20 protein-coding genes and 1 riboswitch are annotated in these 23,675 nt (G+C 30.8%); of the genes, 19 read left to right on the forward strand and 1 reads right to left on the reverse strand.

Going from position 1 to position 23,675, the window contains the following annotated elements; all coding sequences use genetic code 11:
• Positions 1-15: 15 nt before the first annotated feature.
• Both AXY43_RS25500 and AXY43_RS25505 read left to right on the forward strand, forming a co-directional pair.
• Positions 16-1,491: a PLP-dependent aminotransferase family protein gene (locus tag AXY43_RS25500; RefSeq protein ID WP_023975676.1), complete on the forward strand. Its 1,476-nt coding sequence runs from the start codon at positions 16-18 to the stop codon at positions 1,489-1,491.
• A gap of 107 nt (positions 1,492-1,598) precedes the next feature.
• Positions 1,599-2,216, forward strand: coding sequence for a LysE/ArgO family amino acid transporter (locus AXY43_RS25505; RefSeq protein WP_105412372.1), 618 nt, complete (start codon positions 1,599-1,601; stop codon positions 2,214-2,216).
• 68 nt (positions 2,217-2,284) lie between these two features.
• Here AXY43_RS25505 and AXY43_RS28240 read toward each other — a convergent pair whose 3' ends face one another.
• Entirely contained in the window at positions 2,285-2,422 is a 138-nt protein-coding gene (locus AXY43_RS28240) for a hypothetical protein (protein WP_243099109.1), read from the reverse strand.
• A 552-nt stretch (positions 2,423-2,974) separates the two neighbouring features.
• Between AXY43_RS28240 and AXY43_RS25510 the strand changes: the two genes are divergently transcribed.
• The 17 genes from AXY43_RS25510 (at position 2,975) to AXY43_RS25585 (ending at position 23,669) form a co-directional block, all read left to right on the forward strand.
• The gene (locus AXY43_RS25510; RefSeq protein ID WP_023976221.1) at positions 2,975-3,931 is read left to right on the forward strand and encodes a tRNA dihydrouridine synthase; all 957 of its coding nucleotides are present in this window, start codon (positions 2,975-2,977) and stop codon (positions 3,929-3,931) included.
• Between the two features lie 373 nt (positions 3,932-4,304).
• Positions 4,305-4,529 carry a hypothetical protein gene (locus AXY43_RS25515; RefSeq protein ID WP_105412373.1) on the forward strand — a complete coding sequence of 75 codons (225 nt, stop codon included), beginning with the start codon at positions 4,305-4,307 and terminating at the stop codon, positions 4,527-4,529.
• A gap of 32 nt (positions 4,530-4,561) precedes the next feature.
• Positions 4,562-5,758 carry an enoyl-ACP reductase FabV gene (gene fabV, locus AXY43_RS25520; RefSeq protein WP_023976219.1) on the forward strand — a complete coding sequence of 399 codons (1,197 nt, stop codon included), beginning with the start codon at positions 4,562-4,564 and terminating at the stop codon, positions 5,756-5,758.
• 206 nt (positions 5,759-5,964) lie between these two features.
• Positions 5,965-7,899 (forward strand): Cache 3/Cache 2 fusion domain-containing protein, encoded by a 1,935-nt coding sequence (locus tag AXY43_RS25525; protein WP_039771929.1) that lies wholly within the window; start codon positions 5,965-5,967, stop codon positions 7,897-7,899.
• Between the two features lie 771 nt (positions 7,900-8,670).
• Positions 8,671-8,768, forward strand: a riboswitch (TPP riboswitch).
• Positions 8,769-8,859: 91 nt separating this feature from the next.
• Positions 8,860-9,528 (forward strand): thiaminase II, encoded by a 669-nt coding sequence (gene tenA / locus AXY43_RS25530; protein ID WP_105412374.1) that lies wholly within the window; start codon positions 8,860-8,862, stop codon positions 9,526-9,528.
• Positions 9,529-10,290, forward strand: coding sequence for an ABC transporter ATP-binding protein (locus AXY43_RS25535; RefSeq protein ID WP_023976216.1), 762 nt, complete (start codon positions 9,529-9,531; stop codon positions 10,288-10,290).
• 1 nt (position 10,291) lies between these two features.
• A complete protein-coding gene (locus tag AXY43_RS25540) occupies positions 10,292-11,074 on the forward strand; it encodes an ABC transporter permease (RefSeq protein WP_023976215.1) in 783 nt (260 codons plus the stop codon).
• On the forward strand, positions 11,055-12,059 hold the full coding sequence (locus AXY43_RS25545) for an ABC transporter substrate-binding protein (protein ID WP_023976214.1): 1,005 nt from the start codon (positions 11,055-11,057) through the stop codon (positions 12,057-12,059). Before AXY43_RS25540 ends, AXY43_RS25545 begins: the two co-directional genes overlap by 20 nt.
• Before the next feature lie 851 nt (positions 12,060-12,910).
• Positions 12,911-14,011, forward strand: coding sequence for a PQQ-dependent sugar dehydrogenase (locus tag AXY43_RS25550; protein ID WP_103698709.1), 1,101 nt, complete (start codon positions 12,911-12,913; stop codon positions 14,009-14,011).
• Between the two features lie 176 nt (positions 14,012-14,187).
• Positions 14,188-14,631, forward strand: coding sequence for a MarR family winged helix-turn-helix transcriptional regulator (locus AXY43_RS25555; protein ID WP_023976212.1), 444 nt, complete (start codon positions 14,188-14,190; stop codon positions 14,629-14,631).
• A 13-nt stretch (positions 14,632-14,644) separates the two neighbouring features.
• Complete coding sequence (locus tag AXY43_RS25560; protein ID WP_023976211.1) at positions 14,645-16,420, forward strand: ABC transporter ATP-binding protein; 1,776 nt, start codon at positions 14,645-14,647, stop codon at positions 16,418-16,420.
• Positions 16,417-18,345, forward strand: coding sequence for an ABC transporter ATP-binding protein (locus tag AXY43_RS25565; RefSeq protein WP_023976210.1), 1,929 nt, complete (start codon positions 16,417-16,419; stop codon positions 18,343-18,345). The genes AXY43_RS25560 and AXY43_RS25565 overlap by 4 nt, the downstream gene beginning before the upstream one ends.
• A gap of 703 nt (positions 18,346-19,048) precedes the next feature.
• Positions 19,049-19,882 (forward strand): reverse transcriptase domain-containing protein, encoded by an 834-nt coding sequence (locus AXY43_RS25570; protein WP_243099110.1) that lies wholly within the window; start codon positions 19,049-19,051, stop codon positions 19,880-19,882.
• 262 nt (positions 19,883-20,144) lie between these two features.
• The gene (locus tag AXY43_RS28245; RefSeq protein WP_238953652.1) at positions 20,145-20,393 is read left to right on the forward strand and encodes a hypothetical protein; all 249 of its coding nucleotides are present in this window, start codon (positions 20,145-20,147) and stop codon (positions 20,391-20,393) included.
• A 464-nt stretch (positions 20,394-20,857) separates the two neighbouring features.
• Complete coding sequence (locus AXY43_RS25575) at positions 20,858-21,100, forward strand: acyl carrier protein (protein ID WP_017212825.1); 243 nt, start codon at positions 20,858-20,860, stop codon at positions 21,098-21,100.
• The gene (locus AXY43_RS25580; protein ID WP_105412375.1) at positions 21,097-22,575 is read left to right on the forward strand and encodes a class I adenylate-forming enzyme family protein; all 1,479 of its coding nucleotides are present in this window, start codon (positions 21,097-21,099) and stop codon (positions 22,573-22,575) included. Before AXY43_RS25575 ends, AXY43_RS25580 begins: the two co-directional genes overlap by 4 nt.
• Complete coding sequence (locus AXY43_RS25585; protein WP_105412376.1) at positions 22,572-23,669, forward strand: acyl-protein synthetase; 1,098 nt, start codon at positions 22,572-22,574, stop codon at positions 23,667-23,669. The genes AXY43_RS25580 and AXY43_RS25585 overlap by 4 nt, the downstream gene beginning before the upstream one ends.
• The last annotated feature ends 6 nt before the right edge of the window (positions 23,670-23,675 follow it).

Genomic DNA, 23,675 nt, shown 5'->3' on the forward strand with positions numbered 1-23,675 from the left:
TATTGTAGGAGTTATATGTTAAATGTTAATTGGAAACCAAATAAAATGTTATCTATTCCATTATATCAGCAAATAGTTAATTATATTAAGACGATGATATCAACAGGGGAATGGGATGTAGGTAGTAAACTGCCAACACAAAGAGAGCTGTCAAAAATATTTGAAGTAAATAGAAGTACTGTTGTGGAGGCTTTAGATGAATTAAAAGCAGAAGGTCTAATTGAAGGTAAAAGCGGTGTAGGAACTGTCATAGTTAATAATACATGGTCTCTAATTACATCTATTTCACCATTAAAATGGCAAAATTATATTCAAAGTGGTATACAAAAGCCAAACCTGCCTACAATTCAAAAAATAAATCAATTAGAATTTAAAGATGGAATGATACGGTTAGGAACAGGAGAACTTTCTCGTGATTTATATCCTCATGATATGATGAAAGTGATTTTAAACAAAATTTCAGAAAATGTAAAAGATTTAGGTTATGAAGAACCAAAAGGGTCACTGCATTTAAGAGAAACAATAAGCAAGTATCTGAAAAAGCATAATATAAGTGTTTCCCCATCAAAAATATTAATTGTATCTGGATCATTGCAAGCACTGCAGTTAATTTCTATGGGGATTTTAAAGAGTGGATCTACAATACTTGTTGAAAAGCCTTCATATTTGAGTTCGCTTAATTTATTTCAATCATATGGAATGAATTTAAATAGTGTTTCAATAGATAACTTTGGCATCAAGCCAAATGAAATTATAAAAAATAAGAAAAACGATAATTCAACTTTATTATATACTATACCCACTTTCCAAAATCCTACTGGAATTGTAATGACAGAAGAGAGAAGAAATGAAATTTTAGAAATATGTTCAAAAGAAAGAATTCCTATTATTGAAGATGATGCGTATAGAGAACTATGGTTAGATAAAGAGCCACCGCCACCGTTAAAATCAAAAGATAAAAATGGAAATGTCATGTATTTAGGCACTGCTTCTAAATCTATAGCAGCAGGTCTTAGAGTTGGTTGGCTAGTTGGACCAGAAAATGTAATTGAACATTTAAGTGATCTTAAGATGCAGATGGATTATGGAACAAGTTCTTTGTCTCAGGAAGTCTTAGCTGAATTGATTGATAGTGGATTATATGATGAATATTTACTACAACTAAGAAATCAGCTGAAAATTCGAAGAGATGCTACACTAAATATTTTAAAGAGGTATTTTGATGGCATAGCAACATGGAGCAAACCACATGGTGGATTTTATATTTGGTTAAAATTAAAGAAATCACTATCATTAAATAAACTATTTGAATTATCTTATGAGAAAGGAATATTGATTAATCCGGGAAATATTTATGATTTTTCTAATAGCCAAAACTTAAGAATTTCATATTCATATGCATCATTGGAAGAGTTAGAAAAGGGGTTAAGGATATTATCAGAATTAGTAAAAAAGAGCTATTTCAATGATATAAGTAAAAGCAGCTATTGATTTTTTCAATGGCTGCTTTTGGTTGGGTAATAAACTAATATCTTGGTTGGGGACTTTTTATATTTTATTAGTTAAAATAATAAAAGAACTAATAAAGGGGGTAAATTATGATTAAATACTTATTACAAGGACTTCTATTTGGAGTTGCTTATGTAGCACCAATAGGAACACAAAACTTATATGTAATAAACACTGCTATGCAAAAAAGTAAGGCTGAAACATATAAAGTTGCACTTATAACTATCTTATTTGATATTTCATTAGCGATTTCATGCTTTTTTGGAATAGGGGCGCTTATTCAAAAATACTATCTATTAAAATTGGCAATACTTCTATTTGGATTTATAGTTATAATTTACATAGGAACTGGATTAATAAGATCATCTGCACAAATATTGGAAGATAAAAAGCTCGGTAATAATTCATTAATTAAAATTATTATTTCTTGTTTTGCCGTTACGTGGCTTAATCCTCAGGCAATAATTGATGGATCCTTATTATTAGGTGGATTCAATGCTTCACTTCCAGCAGAAATGTCAAAGTACTTTATATTGGGGGTCTGCATGGCATCGGTCATATGGTTTAGTGGACTTGCAGGATTCGTAGGGAAGTTTAGCAGTAAATTTAATAAAATAATTAAATGGATCAACATAATTTGTGGACTAATACTTATATTCTATGGCTTAAAATTAGGATGCTCATTTATTGAATCAATATATTTATAGCTTTTTTTGTGGCTATAGATAACCCAAGTGAGACTTAAACTTATGCATACAACTCGCCGAAATAAGGATTATGCTGTTACTCCAGTTTCTAAGGAAATTATGATGGATGATTCTAAGATTACAAGTTGCGCCCAAGATGCTAGCCTCAAAGGCGAGCTTTGAACTAGCACACTTGGAACAACTTTTAATCTAAGAATCAAAACCATCAAATTCCTAATGAAACATTTCGCAAAAGCATAATTCTTATTTCTAGTTTGGATATATTTCATGGTGTAGATCTAACTTATAGTTGGGTTATCTATAAGGTTCTTCATTGAAAAATTGAAATATCTCTGGTAGAGAAATTTGATAAATATTTGTGAAATTTTCATAGTCATATAGAACAGATATATATTCAATAAAATAGACTTATTAGATGAATATTTTTACAAAGTTGCTAAGACTTAAAGTCATATCTTCACTAGAAATCATAAATATATTTGTGAAGAAAACATTTGAAAATGAGCTGTTAAAGGTTCTTTGCTGTAGGTTGTTCCAATTTAGCTTGTCAAACTGAAAGTTGGAGCATGCTAAATTGGATACAACCTGCTGCTTAGAACCTTCAGCGATATTTTCATAGCTTTTCGGAATCAAAATATTTATGATTTCGGCGAGCTATACACATAAGTATGGATTATAGCTGATATATCTATATACAAAAATGTATTTGTTGGATACAATAAAGGTGAAATTACTTACTTAATGAGGAGATTCATGATATGAAATATTATTTTGCACCATTAGAAGGTGTTACTGGATATGTATATAGGAATGCATATGAAACTTTTTTTGGACAAATTGATAAGTACTTTATGCCATTTATATCACCAACTAAGAATAAAGGTTTTACTTCTAGAGAGCTAAACGACGTGTTGCCTGAGCATAATGAAGGAATCAATGTTATTCCTCAGATACTCACTAATAATTCTGAGTATTTCATTGATACTGTAAATCAGTTGAGTAAATTTGGATATGATGAAGTTAATTTAAATTTAGGATGTCCATCTGGCACTGTTGTTGCAAAGTATAAGGGATCAGGATTTCTTGCACAAAGAAAGCAGCTTGATGAATTTTTAGAAGATATCTTTTCAAATGCATCAACCAAAATTTCAATAAAGACAAGAATAGGAAAGGATTCGCCAGATGAATTTTATGAGTTAATTGAAATCTTTAATAAATATCCTTTAGAGGAGCTTATAATTCATCCGAGAATTCAGACAGACTTTTATAAAAATAAGCCGAACATGGAAATGTTTAAGGATGCATTAGCATTAAGTAAAAATCCCGTTTGTTATAATGGTGATATTTTTAATATAGAAGATTATAAGAAATTGTCAGAAGCTTATCCGAAGCTTGAAACAGTAATGCTTGGTAGAGGACTTATTGCAAATCCGGGCTTGATTGAAGAAATTAAGACCAATCGTGTTATGGATAAAGAGTTAATGAAGTCATTTCATGATAAAGTCTGCACAGGATATGAAGAAGTTCTTTCAGGTGATAGAAATGTCTTATTTAAAATGAAGGAATTGTGGTTTTATATGATACATATGTTTTCTAATAGTGATAAATATGCTAAGAAGATAAGAAAGACTAATAGTTTGCAGGAATATAAGGGAATCATATCGAGCATGTTTCAGGAACTTGACATAAAGAAAACGGATATACATGGATTTTAATGGTTAAATTATCTCATATATTAAGATAGTTTTTAATGCCTAAATTTTTATATAAATGAAGTTTATGCTTAACTAATGTTTATTATAGAAAATAAAATGTAAAATGGTTACAAATAGCGTATTGCTATCAAGGTGCATTAGGGGAAATAATATATATTGGAAAAATAACTTTTCATTATAATTCTAAAAGTATTGCAAGAATTTTAGCATTAATTGCGCATTGTAAATTATGAATTGCTAATCGTGAATTGCGAATTGAAAATTGAAAATTGAAAATTGAAAATTGTGAAATGTGAATTGAAAATATATATTTATAAAATTTGGAATATAATCACTGATATTTTTATAATTTATTGTATCAGGGGGTGATTATATGGGTGTTAAAGAAATAATTGAGAAATACAGGGGTAAAAATTCAGATATGCAAAATATTATCGCAAACCTTGTTCTCGCAGTGGCAGATTTAAATGCCAAAAACAAAATCTTAGTGGATATACTAAAGAAGAATGAAATAGAGATTCATATAACTAATAAGAAATATCAAAAATATTTAAGTGATTCGCTGGAGAGTATATTATCGAAGATTTACAAAGACTAGCCAAAGAAGATTTTATAAATGGAGGATATAGAATGATATTTAAACCTGAATTAATTAAGGGAATAGCGAAAACAAGCCATCCATATGGATGTAGAAAAGAAGTACTAAACCAAATCGAATACTGTAAGAATTCAAAGCAATTTCATGGTCCTAAAAAAGTTCTGATTATTGGAGCATCATCAGGTTTTGGTCTTGCTACAAGAATTTCTTTAGCCTTTGGTGGAGCAAAAGCTGATACAATTGGAGTTTCGTTTGAAACAGGAATTACAGATAGGAGAACTGGAACAGCAGGTTGGTATAATAATATATTTTTTAAAGAGTTCGCAGAAAAGGAAGGACTAATTGCAAAAAACTTTATTGGAGATGCATTTTCAGATGAAGTTAAAGAAAATGTTATGAAATATATAAAGGATGAGTTTGGAAAGATTGATTTACTCATTTATAGTTTAGCATCACCAAGAAGAAAGGATCCTAAGACAGGTAATATATATGATTCAACTTTAAAAACTACATCTGGAGAATTTCAGGGGCCGACAATTGATATGGAGAAAGATGAACTTGTTACGACTAAAGTTAATTCAGCAACTGATAAAGAGATAGAAGCAACAAAAAAAGTAATGGGAGGTGAAGATTGGAGTGAGTGGTGTAAACTACTTCTTGAAAATGATTGTCTCTCTGATAATGCTATAACAATTTCGTATTCATATATAGGAGCATCAAGAACATATAAAATTTATAGGGAAGGTACAATAGGAGAGGCTAAACGCCATCTTGAGAATTCTGCACTTCAAATAGATAAAGAGTGGAAAAAGAAGATTAATGGAAAGGCTTTTGTTTCTGTAAATAAAGCAATTGTTACTAAGGCGAGTGCATATATCCCTTCTTTCTCATTATATGCAGCGGTATTATATAAAGTAATGAAAGAAAAGAGTTTACATGAAAATTGCATTATGCAGATGCAAAGAATGTTTGCTGATAAAATATATACAGAAAACCCAATTGAATTTGATGATAGTGGAAGATTAAGAATGGATGATTGGGAACTTAGGGAAGATGTACAAAGTGAAGTTAATGAATTGTGGGAAAAAATAACTCCAGATAACTTTAAAATATTATCGGATTATGACGGATATAAAAAGGAATTTATGCAGTTAAATGGTTTTGAAATTGATGGAGTCGATTATAGTGAAGACATTGATGTAGAAGCATTGAAAAGGCTAGAACCATAGGTTAATTAAGGTTTATGTTAAGAAGTATCAAAATGATACTTCTTATTTTTTATAAATATATTTTAGAGAGATAATAATATTTCAAAAAACATTGTACCTGTGGTATAATTATCCGGATATACAATAAATCAAATAGCTATGTATATTATGGTTGTATTTGATTTTAGTGTTAATAAACATAATTAACTAGGGAGAAGTGTTTTGAAATGAGAATAAAATATAAGCTTATCGTTAGCTATTTGATCTTAATTGTATTTGCTGTAAGTGTATTGGGGTTGTTAATTGGGAATAAATCTAATAAAGCAGTTTTTAAAGAGGTAAACGAAAAAAGTCAGCGTTTAACGGAATCAATTATTACAACTTTGAGTGTGAGAAATGATTTGCTTACTGAGAAATCTTATGGAGATTTAAATTTTGCAAATAACGTATTAAACAATTTAGCTGATATGAGAGTTGATTACAATGAAATCGTAAAAGTTGGAGATTTTAACTTACCAGTTTTATATTCAGGAAATCAAAGAATATCCTTAGATAATACTATAGTTGATAAACTAAAACAATCAACAGGTACTATAGCAACAATGTTTTTATTACAAGATGATAAACTAATAAGGGTTTCTACTACTGTATTTAATAATGGTAATAGGATATTAGGTACATATATTTCAAGTGATACTGAAGCTTATAAAAAGACACTAAATAATGAAGAATATATTGGCGATATTAGGATAGAAGGAATTGGATATTTAACAAGAATGAAGCCATTATTAGATAAAGATAAAAAAGTAATAGGGGCAATAGGGTTAGGAAATAAAATTAGTAATGATTATTTAGATAAGACATTAAGTAATATTAAATTAGGAAAGACTGGATATGCGTACGTACTAGATTCTGAAGGAAATGTAATTCTTCATCCATCTGATAGTGGGAAGAATGTAAGTGATTACGATTTTGTTCAAAAAATGCATACTGAAAAAAGTGGAATGATTGAATACACTTATAACGGAGTTAAAAAGATTGGATATTATCAGTATTTTGAAGCTTGGCATTGGTATGTAGTTACCACAGCAGATTATGAGGAATTAAACTCTTCAGCAAAATCAATTTTGACGACCACAATAGCTACTGGGGGGATAATTATTGTTTTAGGCGGAATTATAGCATTATTTTTAGCTAATACATTAGTTAAGCCTATTAACAAGTTGAAATCCTGTATGGAGATAGCAGGTAAAGGCGATTTGACAATACGATGCAATATAGATAGTAAGGATGAAATAGGAGTTTTAGCAAATAGTTTTAATGATATGATAGCAGAAAATAAAAGGCTATTAGAAGAAACTGTGCAGTATGAAAAATTAAAAACAGAATTTATAGCTAATATGTCACATGAGTTAAGGACACCATTAAATATTATATTTTCAACAGCTCAGTTATTTAATGTACTTATAAATAGAGATGAAAATTTAAATACTGAGAAAATGAAGAATTATACAAATAGTATAAAGCAAAACTGTTATAGGTTGGTAAGATTGGTGAATAATCTTATAGATATAACAAAGATTGATTCAGGTTATATGAAACTAGAATTGAAAAACGGCAATATAGTACAAGTTGTAGAGGATATAACACAGTCAACTGCTGAATATGTAGAATATATGTCTAGGACAATAATATTTGATACAGATAATGAAGAAAAAATTATGGCTTTTGATGAAGAAAAGCTAGAAAGAATTTTGCTTAATCTAATTTCCAATGCTACTAAATTCACTGAACCAGGAGACAAAATAAGTGTTAATTTATATGATATGGATGATCATATAGTTATATCTGTAAAAGATACAGGAAGGGGAATTCCAGAGGAAAAAGTATCGCAGCTTTTCCAACGATTTAAGCAGGTAGAACGATTATTAAATAGAAGCCATGAAGGCAGCGGAATTGGGCTATCTATAGTTAAAGCTTTAGTTGAGATGCACGAAGGAACAATAGAAGTAAAAAGTGTTTATGGAGAAGGTACAGAGTTTATTATATGTCTTCCTGTTAAGATAGTTCCAGAAGATGAAGGTAAGAAAAGCAAGAATGGTTATGCAAACCAATCTAAGGTTGAAAATATTAATATTGAGTTTTCAGATATATATAGCTAAACAAGATTGTCTTATAAATTAGACTTATGCGATAGCTTGCCGAAATCATAAATATTTTGTTCCGAAAAGCCATGAAAATATCGCTGAAGATTCTAAGTTGCAGGTTTCACCACTTTAGCATGCTCCCACTTTCCTAGGGAAGCTCGACTCATTACATTCGCTGAGGAAGTTCGAGAAACCAAAAGAAAATTTTGGACTCTCACTTCACAAGCTAAAGCGGAACAACCGTTAGAGGAAACTCGACTTACATTCGTTCACTGAGTAAGCGATTCACATCAAATCGTAGATTTGAGTTCTCTGCTTAAGAATCTTAGCAGCTTATTTTCAAATGTTTTCTCCACAAATATATTTATGATTTCTAGTTAAGATAATAATTCATATATAGTAAGTATGGAAATGTGTTCACATAATAAGTCTGGGCATCTATATGGATAAACCAATTATAAGTTAGATTTATACTATGAAATATATCCCAACTAGAAATAAGAATTATGCTTTTATGAAATGTTTCATTAGGAATTTGATGGCTCTGATTCCTAGATTATAAGTTGTTTCAAGTATGCTAGTTCAAAGCTTGCCTTTGATGCTAGAATCTTGGGTGCAACTTGTAATCTTGGGATCATCCATCATAATTCCTTAGAAACTGGAATAACAGCATAATCCTTATTTCGGCGAGCTATATGCATAAGTTCAGGTATTAGTTGGTTTATCTATATATTGATTTGAGTGTAAATTTTAATTGACATTCTTACATTTAGAGTATAAAATTTAGACGAGTACTAGGGGAGCCAGAATGGCTGAGATGAGTTTTCAGACCCTTTGAACCTGCACTGGGTAATGCCAGCGAAGGGAAGTTATAAGATAATATAAAGTTAAATCTAAAGATAGTAGATTTACAATTTAATTAGATTATTAACTCTTTTCAATGGTATTTTAGTACTGTTTGAAAGGAGTTTTTTTATGCAATTTTCACAAAGATTATTATTGAAAGGTAAACCTATTTGGGAAGCGTGCCTGGAGCATCCTTTTCTTAAGGAACTTAGTAAGGGGACTTTAAAGGAAGATAAGTTTTGCTTTTACGTTAAGCAGGATTATGTTTATCTAATAGATTATATAAAGCTTTTTGCATTAGGGATGGTTAAGGCAGATTCATTAGAAGATATACAAGCCTTTGCTAAATGTGCAAATGCTATAGTAAATATTGAAATGGATGCACATACTGAATATGCTAAGAAGTTTGGAATAACTAAGGAAGAATTAGAGGCTACAAAGCCAAATGCAAGTAATTTGTCATACACAAAATTTATGCTTCAGGTATCATCAGAAGGATCTTTAGCAGAACTAGTAGCAGCATTACTTCCATGTATGTGGAGCTATGCATTTATTGGCAAAACCTTAGCAAATAATAGTAAGGCATTAGAGCATCCACTTTACAGGGAATGGATACTTACATATGCAACTGAAGAATATAATAAGGAAAATGATTGGTGCATAAAACTTATGGATAAACTAGCAGAAGGGCTTCCAGAAAGACAGCTTGAAAAATTAGAAGAGATTTTCATTATATCTTCAAAATATGAATATATGTTTTGGGATGGCTGCTACAAAAAGGAAAGTTGGGTTATTTAGATGAAAGCATTGGAAATTAATAATTTATCCTTTGGATATAAGGATTCTGGAAAATTAATAGTAGATGATTTATCTTTTGATATAAATAAAAATGAATTTGTCACAATTATTGCACCTAGTGGCACAGGCAAAAGTACCCTTTTTCGATTAATTTTAGGACTATTAAAGCCGCAAAAGGGTAATATAAATATATTAAAAGATGGCAATAAAAATATTATAGGATATATGCCTCAAAAAGATTCCTTAATGCCATGGAGAAATATTCTCGACAATACAGCAGTTGGACTTGAATTAAATGGTTATAGTAAGAAAGAAGCTAGAAAAGTGGCAGCTACATACTTTGAAGATTTTGGACTTAAGGGCACCGAGAAATATTATCCACATGAATTATCAGGTGGTATGAGGCAGAGAGCTTCATTTTTAAGAGCAATAGTAAATAATCCTTCCATAATTTTATTGGATGAGCCATTTTCTTCTCTAGATGCGTTAACAAGAAGAAAGATGCAGTCATGGCTTTTAGATCTTTGTCAAAGACAAAGTAATACTGTGTTTATGATAACTCATGATATAGAGGAAGCTTTGCTTTTATCAGATAGAATTCTTATTTGTACGGAGCTTCCATATAGAAATTTAAAATCTATAGATGTAAATATTGAAAGACCAAGGAATTATGAGACCACACTTTCTAGTGAGTTTATTGAGCTAAAAAGAGATATTTTAAATGTTCTTGACTCCTTAGAAGAAAATAAAGGGGGGATATAGAATGAAAAAAATTAAAGACTATATATTTCCTTTAATATTTTTGATAATTATAATTTTGTCATGGGAATTTATAATACCATATTTTAAGGTGCCGAATTTTATTTTGCCTAGATTTTCTGAAATCATAAAAGCTTTAGTAGATCAAAAAGATTTAATATATAAACATTCTCTTATCACACTAGGTGAAGCACTATTAGGACTTATTGCGTCCGTAATTATAGGTATATCTTGTGCACTTTCCATATATCTTTGGAGAAATGTTTCGAAAACTTTATATCCAATTATAATTTTTTCTCAAACAATTCCGACTATAGCTTTATCTCCAATTATGGTTATGTGGTTTGGATATACCATATGGTCAAAGGTAGCAGTGGTAATACTATTTTGTTTTTTCCCTATAGTTATAAGTACCTTAGATGGATTAAATAGTGTAGATAGAGATTTAGAAGATGTTTTAAAAGCTCTTGGAGGAAATAGATTCCAAATATTTTTTAAACTCCATATGAATTCCGTATTACCAAATTTTTTGAGCAGTTTTAAAATAGCTGCAACCTACAGTATTTCAGGGGCGACCATTGGAGAATGGCTAGGTGCTGAAAAGGGATTAGGTATATATATTAAGAGAGCAGCAGGAATGCTTCAGGCAGATTCTGTTTTCGCAGGAGTGTTAGTTTTATCATTTCTAGGATTAATTCTATTTTCCGTAGGATTCTTGCTAGAAAAGATTTTATTAAAATACAGAAGAGGATTGAAGGAGGACAATCATGAAATTAAAAAAGCTTAGTATATTTTTACTATTTATTATGTTAGTTAGTTTAGTATTTAGCGGGTGCTCTAGTGCTTCCAATAATAAGGAAGACAAGAGTGCTACCAAAGAACTTAAAGAAGTTAATGTTCTTTTAGACTGGTATCCAAATGCAGTACATTCATTCTTATATGCAGCAGAAGAGCAAGGATACTTTAAAGAAGCAGGGTTGAAGGTTAACTTAATTACACCTGCAGGTACAGATGATGGAATTAAATTAGTAGCAGCAGGAAAAGCTGATTTAGCAATAAGCTATCCTAAACAAATTATCTTAGCAAGAGGCGAAAATATTCCTATTAAATCAGTTGGAGCAATAGTTAGAAGTTCATTAAACCAACTAATGGTTCGTAAAGATTCAGGAGTTAAAACATTAAAGGATTTAGAAGGAAAGAAAGTTGGATATGCATCTTTTGATATCGATAAAGAAACTGTTAAAGCAATGGTAGCACAAGCTGGTGGAGATCCATCAAAGGTTGAATTTGTAGATGTTGGATATGACTTAATGCCTGGAATCGAAACAAAACAAGTTGATGCAATTATAGGTGGATATATAAATCATGAAAAAATATTATTAGAGAAAAAAGGTATTGAATTAGAAACTTTTGCGCCATCAGATTTTGGTGTGCCAAATAACTACGAATTAGCATTTGTTGCAAGTGATGACGCAATTAAGAATAATAATGATACAATACAAGCGTTCTTAGGAGCTGCTAAAAAAGGATTTGAATATACTCAAAAGAATCCTGATAAGGCTTTAGATTTAATATTAAAGGCTCAAAATGAAAGTTTCCCATTAGATGAAGAGACAGAAAAGAAGAGCTTAGAGATACTTTTACCTCTTATGGAAAATGAAAGTGGTAAATTCTTAAGTCAAGATAAAGAAAATTGGAATAACAATATTAAATGGTTAAAAGATAAGAATTTACTTCAAGCTGATGTAGATAGTAAAGATGTGTTTCAATAATTTATACTTATGCGTATAGCTCACCGGAATCATAAATATTTTGATTCCGAAAAGCTATGAAAATATCGCTGAAGGTTCTAAGCAGCAGGTTGTATCCATTTTAGCATGCTCCAACTTTCCAAGGGAAGCTCGACTCATTACATTCGCTGAGGAAGTTCGAGAACCCAAAATAAAATTTTGGACTCTCACTTCACAAGCTAAAATGGAGCAACCTACAGCTAGGAACCTTTAACAGCTCATTTTCAAATGTTTTCTATACAAATATATTTATGATTTCTAGTGAAAATATGAACTTAAAGATTTAGCAACTTTGTTAATATGTTTATCTAATAAGTTTAATTCTTAAGTTATTTATCCATATTTAGATAAAAACTGAGAAATTATTTTAAAAAAGATACTGAATTTATTGTAATTCGGTATCTTTTTTTATTCTCTAGGAATTTATATTCAAGTTAAATTTGTGGACATTGTGCCCCTTGAGGGTATAAGTTATGAAAAATACTGATTCAGAAAGTTACAGTTCGTAAAGAGAATAAAAAAGAAATCTTATTCGCCTGCATAAAATGTTCTTATATGCACAATACGGAACTTAACCACAGTCTCCTGCGATTTTTTTATTGTTTTATAAATACTATGTGATATTAGAGTAGTTCTGAGGAAAAGCTAATTTTACTATATGAAATTTTTTATTATGATTTATATTTTAGCCGGTACAGTTGGACTCTTGAAAGAATAATATTGTAATTATATAGGTTGAGAGAAAAGCAACAAATTATGTGTTTTGAATTTGTTGCTTTTTCCTTAAAGTTTATATTGTAACATGTATTATTTTAAACTTGGAGGATAATACTATGAAAAAAATAATTAAAAACATTTTATTTAACACAGTATTTAAGAGTCACAATAAATCGAATGTACAAGTAATAGTAGGGGCATCAAGACAACTTAATTACGAAATTCAAGTTATAGCTGAAAATTTATACGTACCATGGGCAATAGATATAAGTGATGAAGGAAAAATATATTTTACGGAGCGGTCTGGAGCAATTAGAGTTATTGAAGACGGCAAACTTAATCCTAATCCAATAATAAAATTTAATGAACCTTTTGTCAGTCAAGGGGAAGGTGGTTTGATGGGGATTGCTCTAGATTCAAATTATTCGAAAAATCATTATATGTATGTTATGCATACATATGGAGAAGGAGATGTAATTTATAATCGTGTTGTGAGAGTGATTGAGAGCAATAATAGGGCGGTTATTGATAAAGTTCTTATAGATAAAATACCTGGGGGACGAATTCATAATGGAGGCAGAATAAAGATAGGCCCAGATAAAAAATTATATATTACAACAGGAGATGCAGGAAATTCAGCATTGGCGCAAGATCCTAAAAGTTTAGCAGGAAAAATACTACGAATAGAATTAGATGGCAGTATTCCAGAAGATAATCCAATTTCTAATTCAGCACTTTATAGCTTAGGTCATCGAAATCCTCAAGGATTAGCTTGGAATTCAAAAAATGTTTTGTATGAGTCAGAGCATGGACAGTCAGCTCATGATGAAATAAACATAATTAAGCCAGGAAGCAATTATGGGTGGCCTCTTTTTCAAGGAGATGAGGAATCTACTGAAATTCAGATAAAAAAGCCATTAATACACAGCGGACAAGATACATGGGCGCCTTCTGGTATTGCTTTTGCAACCCAAGGACCATTGCAGGGAAAACTTCTAGTTGCTAATTTACGTGGACAGCAACTGCTTGTTATCTCACTAAATAGAGATGGAAGCGTAGTTAATAATGTAGAATCGTGGTTCAAAAACGAATATGGACGTTTACGTGAGGTTATTCAGGCTAAAGATGGATCAATTTACATTACAACGAGTAATAGAGATGGAAGAGGAAATATTAATACAGGTGATGATAAAATTATTAGGCTTATTTTAAAATAAAAAAATATTCAATAAACTAATTAAATCTAAGGCTCTCATTGAATAAAAGTCTTAGATTTAATTAGTTTTATTTGTTAATTGACAAAATATATTTATAGAGATATAATTTATTTCGAAAGCGAAATATTCGTACACGAAATGTTTGAAAGCGAAATATAAAAAGAGGTGGGAATTATATGGAGATTATTAATGAAAGTATAGAGGTATCGAGATTATTTCAAGAAGTAATGAGTTTATTTAGATTAAATATGAAAAAAATAATTGAGCGGACTGGAATGACAGCTCCTCAAGGTATGGTTATTGGACTATTACATAAAAATAAGAAGATGAAAGTGACTGAATTAAGCAAGCAGCTACATTTACCTAATAGTACAGTATCAGGTATTATTGATAAACTTGAAGAACAGGATGCTGTTATAAGAGAAAGAAGTGAAGATGATAAGAGAGTTGTCTATGTAAGTATATCTCCGAAATTTATTGAAATGCATAAGAATTTTAATAAACAAATTGAACATAATATTGAGAGTATACTAAATCAAGGAACACAAGAAGAGCTTAATAAAATTTCTGAGGGACTAATAATATTCAAAAGACTTTTAAGTGAAAATAACGCTAATTAAGGAGAGTGCGCTAATGATTAAATTGTTTAGATTTTTAAAACAGTACACAGTTAATATAATAATAATTGTTTTATTAGTTTTTACACAAGTAATTGCAAACTTATATCTGCCTACATTAATGGCTGATATAGTTGATAAAGGAATTGTTCAAAAAGATGTGGTTCAGACTATATCATTTTTAGGTTATAACGGTGAGTATAGTGGAGTTGATTATATTCTAAGAATAGGAGGATTAATGCTGCTTGTATCTCTTGGAGGTGCAATTTGTTCAATTATAGCATCATTTTTATCTTCAAGAACTGCAATAGGCTTTGCTAAAATAATTCGTAATAAATTATTTACAAAAGTTGAAAGTTTTTCTTTAAATGAATTTGATAAATTTGGAACAGCTACTTTAATAACAAGAACTACAAATGATGTTACACAGGTTCAATCAGTTACAATAATGATGTTTTCAATTGCACTTTTCGCACCATTGACAGCATTAGGCGGAGTTGTTATGGCTTTAAGAGAGAATGTAACTCTAACATGGATATTTGCGGTAGTAATTCCACTACTTGCAGTTATAATAGGGCTTACTTTAAAATTTGCAATGCCTTTATTTAAATTGATGCAAGTTAAGATAGATAAATTAAACTTAGTACTACGTGAAAGCCTTACAGGAATAAGAGTAGTTCGTGCTTTCAACCGTATAAATACTGAAAAGGTTAGATTTGACGATGCAAATAAAGATTTAATGAATAATGCTATAAAAGTAAATAAAATTATGGCAATTTTAATGCCAATAATGATGTTTATCATGAATGCTACAACTGTTGCAGTAATTTGGTTTGGAAGTATAAGAATAGATTCAGGGAATATGGAAGTAGGGTCATTAATAGCCTTTATGCAATATGGAATGCAGATTTTATTTGGTTTCTTAATGCTTGGTATGGTATTTATAATGATTCCAAGAGCTCAAGCTTCAGCAGTAAGAATTAATGAAGTACTAGATATGGAATCTGAAATTGTAGATCCTAAAAACCCATTATTAAATGAAAATGAAGGCGGTTATGTTGAATTTAAAGATGTAAGCTTCAGCTATCCAGGTGCAGAGCAAGAAGCTATTAGTAATATATCATTTAGTGCGAAACCTGGAGAAGTAACAGCTATAATTGGTGGTACTGGTTCAGGAAAATCGACATTAATTAATATGATACCGCGTTTTTACGATGTAACTAATGGTTCAGTTCTTGTTGATGGTATTGATGTAAGGGAAATGAGTCAGGAAAGTATAAGAGCTAAAATAGGTTTTGTACCTCAAAAAACTGTTCTTTTCTCTGGAACTATTGCTGAAAATATAAAATACGGTAAAGACGATGCTAGTATGGAAGAAATTAAGCATGCGGCAGAAGTAGCTCAAGCAACAGATTTCATAAATGGAATGGATGATGGATATGAGCATTTAATTGCTCAAGGAGGAACTAACGTATCAGGAGGACAAAAGCAACGTTTATCAATAGCACGTGCTCTTGTTAGAAAACCAGAGATATACATCTTTGATGATAGTTTTTCAGCCCTTGATTTTAAAACAGATGCAAGACTTCGTGCAGCATTAAAAAAGGAAACAGTAAAATCAACTGTAATTCTTGTAGCGCAAAGAGTTGCAACTGTTATGGATGCAGATAGAATTATAGTTTTAGATGAAGGACAAATTGCAGGTATTGGAACTCATAAAGAGCTATTAAACAGTTGTAAGGTATATTCTGAGATTGTATCATCACAACTTTCAGAGGAGGAATTATCATGAGTGAAAATCGTAATAGAGTAAATAAAAGATCAGGTGGCGGTTTTGGCGGTGGTCCAATGGGATCTTTTGCTGGCCCAAAAGTAAAAGCTAAGGATTTTAAAGGGACATTAAAAAGACTTTTAAATTATTTGAAACCACAAAGAATGAATTTCATTTTAGTTTTTATATTTGCTATAGCGAGTACTATATTTAATATAGTAGGACCTAAAATTTCAGGTAAAGCTATAACTAGATTAGTTGAAGGATTAGTAGGAAAATTTACTGTAATGTCTCAAAATGCTGCATTACTTAAAGCAGGAAAACCAGGTAATATACCAGTGCCTGGGATTGATTTTCAATATATAGGAGATATTCTTTTATTACTACTTGGCTTATATGTAATCAGTACACTTTTTGGCTTCCTTCAACAATATATTATGGCAGGGGTTGCTCAAAAAACAGTATACAACCTAAGAAAAGAAGTTGAAGATAAAATTTCACGTTTACCGCTTAAATTCTTTGATTCAAGAACTCATGGTGAAATTTTAAGCCGTGTAACAAATGATGTTGATAATATTTCAACAACACTTCAACAAAGTTTGACTCAGCTTATTACATCTATAGTAACTATTGTTGGTGTTATTATCATGATGTTAACTATAAGTCCAATGATGACATTAGTAGTAATATTAACATTACCACTTTATATTGTAATAACAACACTTGTTGCTAAGCATTCTCAAAAGTTTTTTGCTGCTCAACAAAAAGAAGTAGGAGAACTTAATGGTCATGTAGAGGAGATGTATACAGGACATAAAATAGTTAAGGTTTTTGGACATGAAAAAGATTCAATAAAAGAGTTTGAAAATATTAATGATAGACTTTATAAAGCTGGATGGAAAGCACAATTTATATCAGGTATAATAATGCCAATGATGAGATTTGTTAGTAATATAGGTTATGTAATAGTTTGTGTTGTAGGTGGATATTTGGCAACACTCGGAAAAATTAGTATTGGTGATATTCAAGCTTTCATACAATACTCAAACCAATTTACACAGCCAATAGTTCAAACTGCTAATATTGCTAATATAATTCAATCAACAGTTGCATCTGCAGAAAGGGTTTTTGAACTTTTAGATGAAGTTGAGGAGATTTCAGATACTGCTGATGCTAAGATTATAGAATTCCCTAAAGGTGAAGTTAAATTTGATAATGTTGATTTTAGCTATAAACCAGAAGAACCACTTATTGAGAACATGAACCTTGATGTTAAACAAGGTCATACAATTGCAATTGTAGGACCGACTGGAGCAGGTAAAACTACACTCGTTAACTTACTTATGCGTTTCTACGAAATAAATTCTGGTAAGATAATGATCGATGGTGTAGATATCAGAGATATAAAAAGAGGTGCACTTCATAATATGTTTGGTATGGTTCTTCAAGATACATGGTTATTTAACGGAACTATAATGGATAACATAGCTTATGGCAGAGAAGGTGCTACTGAGGAAGAAGTTATCCAGGCAGCAAAAGCAGCACATGCTCATCACTTTATTAAAACTCTTCCAGATGGATATAATACAATATTAAACGAAGAAGCTTCTAATATATCTCAAGGCCAGAAGCAGCTTCTTACAATAGCTAGAGCAATTCTAGCAAATCCTACTATAATGATTCTTGATGAGGCTACAAGTAGTGTTGACTCAAGAACAGAGGTTTATATACAAAAAGCTATGACAGAACTTATGAAAGGCAGAACAAGTTTTGTTATTGCACATAGGCTTTCTACAATTAGGGATGCAGAATTAATTCTAGTTATGAATAAGGGAAGTATCATAGAAATGGGCAACCATAATGAACTTCTTGCAAAGAAAGGTTTCTATGCAGATCTTTACAACAGCCAATTTTCAGGAGCAAATTTAGATAGTGAAGTAATGTAAATTATAATATTTTAAGGATAGTAGACGATAGTAATATTGTTTACTATCCTTTATTTTTATGCAAGGAAATGGATTTTTATAATTCTAAAAATATTGCAAGAATTTTAGACGTAATTGTGAATTGCAACATATAGATATCCAACTTTAAAACTACATTTATGTGATAACTTACCGGTACGCCAAGCAAGGGCGTAAAAGATAATGAGGGCTAACCTTCCTCATTATTACTATATAGCAGGTGGGAATCCTGCATGACAAAGGCCAGCAACCAGTCATTAGTTAGTCTTGGGCTTATTATGGCGATGTAATAAGTTAAGTGTAGACAAACAAGGTACCAGGCCGCAAGCGAATGCTGAAACTACTAGCCACGAAATTATCACAAAGTCAGAAAGGAGGATAATATCGGTAAATTAGAAGTCAGAACATAGATAATCATTATTGCAAGAATATCTGTGCTTTCTCGTGGTTTTAAGGTGTAGCATGGTATACATTGATATAGTACGTCAACTTGGGAGGACTCATTATTCTCTGACTTCAGAGTATGGAAAACAATGATTAGAAATCAGAGGTATTCAAATGATAATGAGTAGTCGGATTACACCATAGTACTGAAGAAATGAGTAATGACCATGGAGGGAAGGGTGTAACATATTATAGACCTTGAAAAGAGAAACAGAAATTCTCACACAGAGGAGGAAAAAAAATGTACACAAAACTTGAGAGGATAGCAGAAATAGCTGGAAATAATCCTAAAGAGAAATTTACATCACTAATGCATTTAGTTAACAAGGAAATGCTAATTTTATGCCATTATGAACTGAGCGGAAATAAGGCTACAGGAGTGGATAAGGTAACAAAGGAAGAATATGGAACTAACTTAGAGAATAATATTGATAATCTACTAATTAGAATGAAGACTTTTAAATATAGACCGCAGCCTGTAAGGAGAGTATACATAGATAAGTCTGGTTCAAACAAGAAAAGACCTCTAGGTATACCGGCATATGAAGACAAAGTTGTACAATTAGCCATTAATAAAATATTAAAATCAATATATGAACAAGATTTCATTGATAGTTCTTTTGGGTTTAGACAAAATAGAAGTTGTCATGATGCTCTTAAAATCTTAAATGTATATTTATCTGAAAAGAATGTGAATTATGTTGTAGATGCTGATATTAAAGGATTCTTTGATAATGTTGACCACAAGTGGTTGATGAAATTTCTTGAACACAGGATTGCAGACAAGAACTTACTTAGATATATAGGTAGATTTTTGAAAACTGGAATAATGGAAAACGGAAAGTTTTATAAAGTATATGAAGGAACTCCACAAGGGGGAATAATATCTCCAACATTAGCAAACATTTATTTACATTATGTTTTAGATATATGGTTTAATAACTTTATCAAAAAGAAGTGTAAAGGACAGGCGTACATAGTACGCTATGCGGATGATTTTGTTTGCTGTTTTCAGTATGAAGACGAAGCGAAAGCTTTCTATGAAGCATTAAAAAAACAGATTAGACAAATTTAACTTGCAGGTAGCTGAAGATAAAACTAAAATATTATATTTCGGTAAGAATGCCTACTATGATAGAAAATTCAAGAGAGCATGAAAGTTAGAATCATATAAAGATAGAACTTTTGATTTTCTAGGATTTACACACTTCTGCAGTTGCAGAAAGAATGGAAGTTTTAGAGTTAAGAGGAAGACTAGCTCAAAGAAATTTGGAGCTAGCATAAAGAGATTGAATGAATGGTTAAAGAATAATAGAACAGTGCCGCTCACATTATTAATGGAGAAACTGACACAGAGACTAATAGGATATTATAGGTATTACGGAATCACTGACAACAGTTTAAGTCTCGCAACTTTCAGATATTTAGTAAGAAAACTAACTTTTAAATGGCTAAACAAAAGAAGTCAGAAAAGAAGTTATAACTGGAGAAGTTTTGACACTATGTTTGAGTGCTTCAAAATACCTAAAGCTAAAATATATGTTAATATTTTCAACTTAAAAGAAGATATATCATATATACTGTGAATTATAATGTGGGGAGCCGTATGCGGGAAATCCGCACGTACGGTTCTGAGAGGGGTTAGGGAAGTGATTCCCTAGTCTACTTACCAAATAATAAATATTTTGATTCCGAAAAGCTATGAAAATATCGCTGAAAGTTCTAAGCAGCAGGTTGTATCCACTTTAGCATGCTCCAACTTTTAGTTTGACAGGCTAAAATGGAACAACCTACAGCTAAGAACTTTTAACAGCTCATTTTCAAATGTTTTCTTCACAAATATATTTATTATTTCTAGTGAAGATACAAACTTAAAATTTTAGCAACTTTGTAAATACATTTATCTAATAAGTTGAATTGGATATTTATGTACACATTAAAAAATAAATTAAATTACTCATACTAAAACAAAAAAGCAGTTATCTAGAATTATTGGCATAATTCTTGCTTTAAATATACTTTAAGAATAAAAATATTGGAGGAATTAGAAATGAGTAATTTAGGAACTTTCAACAAAATAATAAAATCTGTTTGGAGTATTGAAAATTTAGATGAAATTGAAGACGGTTTTGGTCCAGACGAAATTGAGGCATGGGATTCACTTAGCCATATTGAACTAGTAGTAGCCCTTGAGGAAGAATTTGAAATATCTATGGCAGTTCAAGATATTTCAAGGTTATATACTATAGGAGATATCAAAAATACATTGAAAAGATATGGGGTTGAAATATGACCTTTACTGACTATGTTTTTGAATTTTCCTCAGGGCTTAACAAAACTGCAATAATTGATAAGAAAAATATCAGTTATAGTGATTTGTACTTTAAGGTACTGATGATATCTCATAATATAAAGAAAATTAATATAGTAAAGGAAGATAAGATTCTATTAATAAGTGAGAATTCACCTTTTTTTATAGAAAGTTACTTTGGAATAATAAAAAGTGGGTGCACTTGTGTACCCCTAAATCCTACTCTAAGTAAGAATGATATTGAGTATATAATTAATAGTTGCAATCCTAAAGCGATTTTTATTGAAAAACGTTTTCTGGATAATATGAGAAGTTTGATTAATAAGGATATTAAGATAGTTACTGAAGAAACATTAAATAACCTTCTATTAGATAAAGAATGTACTAGTAATAATGGAGAAGAAGAAATTGATTTTAAAAATAGTGTGGCTGTAATATTATTTACATCTGGTTCAACAGCAAGACCAAAAGGAGTAATGCTTACGAATCATAATCTCTGTCACAATACTAATTCCATAATAGAATATTTAAGCTTAAATAGCGAAGATAGGATAGAAGTTGTCTTACCATTTTACTACTGCTTTGGAACATCGTTGCTCCATACACATTTAAGAGTTGGCGGCAGCTTAGTAATAAACAATAAATTTATGTTTCCAGAAACAGTTCTAGATGATATCGAAAAATATGAATGTACAGGTTTTGCAGGGGTCCCAAGTAATTATCAAATTTTACTTAGAAAATCTAGTATTAAAGATAGAGATTTGAAAAGTCTAAGATACGTGGCTCAGGCAGGAGGAAGACTCCCTGATAGTTTTATTAAAGAACTAAGACAAGCTCTTGTAGGAGTAGATGTATTTATAATGTATGGACAAACTGAAGCAACTGCAAGACTTTCGTATCTTCCACCTAATATACTTGATGAAAAAATGGGTTCAATAGGTAAAGGCATTCCTGGAACTTTGCTTAAAGTAATTGATAAAGAAGGAAATGAAGTAAAAGTGGATGAAATAGGTGAAGTAGTGGCTTCTGGTGAAAACATAATGAAAGGTTACTTTAACGATGAAGAAGAAACGAGAAAGGTCATTAGAAATGGTTATTTATATACCGGTGACTTGGCTACAGTAGATGAAGATGGTTATATTTATATTGTGGCAAGGGAAAAACAAATCATAAAAAGTGGTGGAAATAGAATAAGTCCTAAAGAAATTGAAAATATTATAATTCAAATTCCAAGTGTTATAGAAGCAGCAGTAATTGGAGTTCAAGACGATATATTAGGGGAAGCAGTAAAAGCATTTGTAGTACTAAATGATGAAGTTTTTAAAGTTGATGAAAAGTATATAATTGAATATTGCAAAGATAAATTGCAGTCCTACAAAGTACCTAAATATGTGGTGTTTTTAGATGGACTTCCAAAAAATTCTTCTGGTAAAGTAATGATGGGGGATCTGAAATGATAGATGAAATTATAAATAATGAGCAATTTAAGTGTCTGCAAAAGGATAAAGAAAAAAAGCTTTTGAGCATTCTCAGGCCCCAGATAGATAAAAGTAGAATAAATGAAAATTTAAACATTATGTATAAAAAACTAGGAGTTAATATAAATGATATAAATTCTCTTGAAGAGATTCCCTTTATTCCTGTAAATATGTTTAAGCATTTTGAGCTTAGGACTTGTAGTGAGGAAAGTGTAGTTAGAATATTAAACTCAAGTTCAACCACTGGAAACATTCCTAGCAAGATATTTATTGATAAGGAAACATCTATAAGACAATCTCAAGGATTAATATCAACTCTAACAAGTTTTTTAGGATCGTATAGAAGACCAATGCTAATAATTGATAGTAAAGAAGTTAACAAAAAAAGTGACTATCTAACTGCAAGAGGCGCGGCAATAAGAGGAGTAAGCAGTTTTGGAAAGAGTTTAACTTATGCTATGGATTTGGTAGATGATAACATCATACTTAATATAGAACGACTTAAAGAATTTGAAGAAAAGTACAAAGATACAGATATATTAGTATATGGATTTACTTATATTATCTGGACTAGGTTTGTTAACGTACTAAAAGAAAAAAATATAAAATTAAACATGCCGAAAATTAAAATACTTCATAGCGGAGGCTGGAAAAAATTAAATGCCCAAAAAGTTGAAAAGAAAGAGTTTAATAGATCTGTGGCTGAAGTATTTGGAACTGACCCTGAAAACATAATTGATTTTTATGGAATGGTTGAACAGTTAGGCGTAGTTTTTCTTGACTGTGAATTCGGATATAAACATGTACCTGATTTTGGAGAAATTATCATACGAGATTTTTCAACGCTTAAAGAAGTGGAAAAAGGTCAATATGGCTTTATAGAGGTTATGAGTGGACTTACTTCGAGTTATCCGGGGCAGGCTATATTAACTGAGGATATTGGTGAATTTATAGGCGTAGATGATTGTAAATGCGGAAGAAAGGGTAAATACTTTAAGTTTAAAAATAGAGTAGATAAATCTGAAACAAGAGGATGTGGAGATACTTTTGCAGAAAAGAGGGACAAGAAATGATAGGCT

This window comes from Clostridium sp. MF28, from assembly GCF_002969175.1.
Classification (GTDB): domain Bacteria; phylum Bacillota; class Clostridia; order Clostridiales; family Clostridiaceae; genus Clostridium; species Clostridium beijerinckii.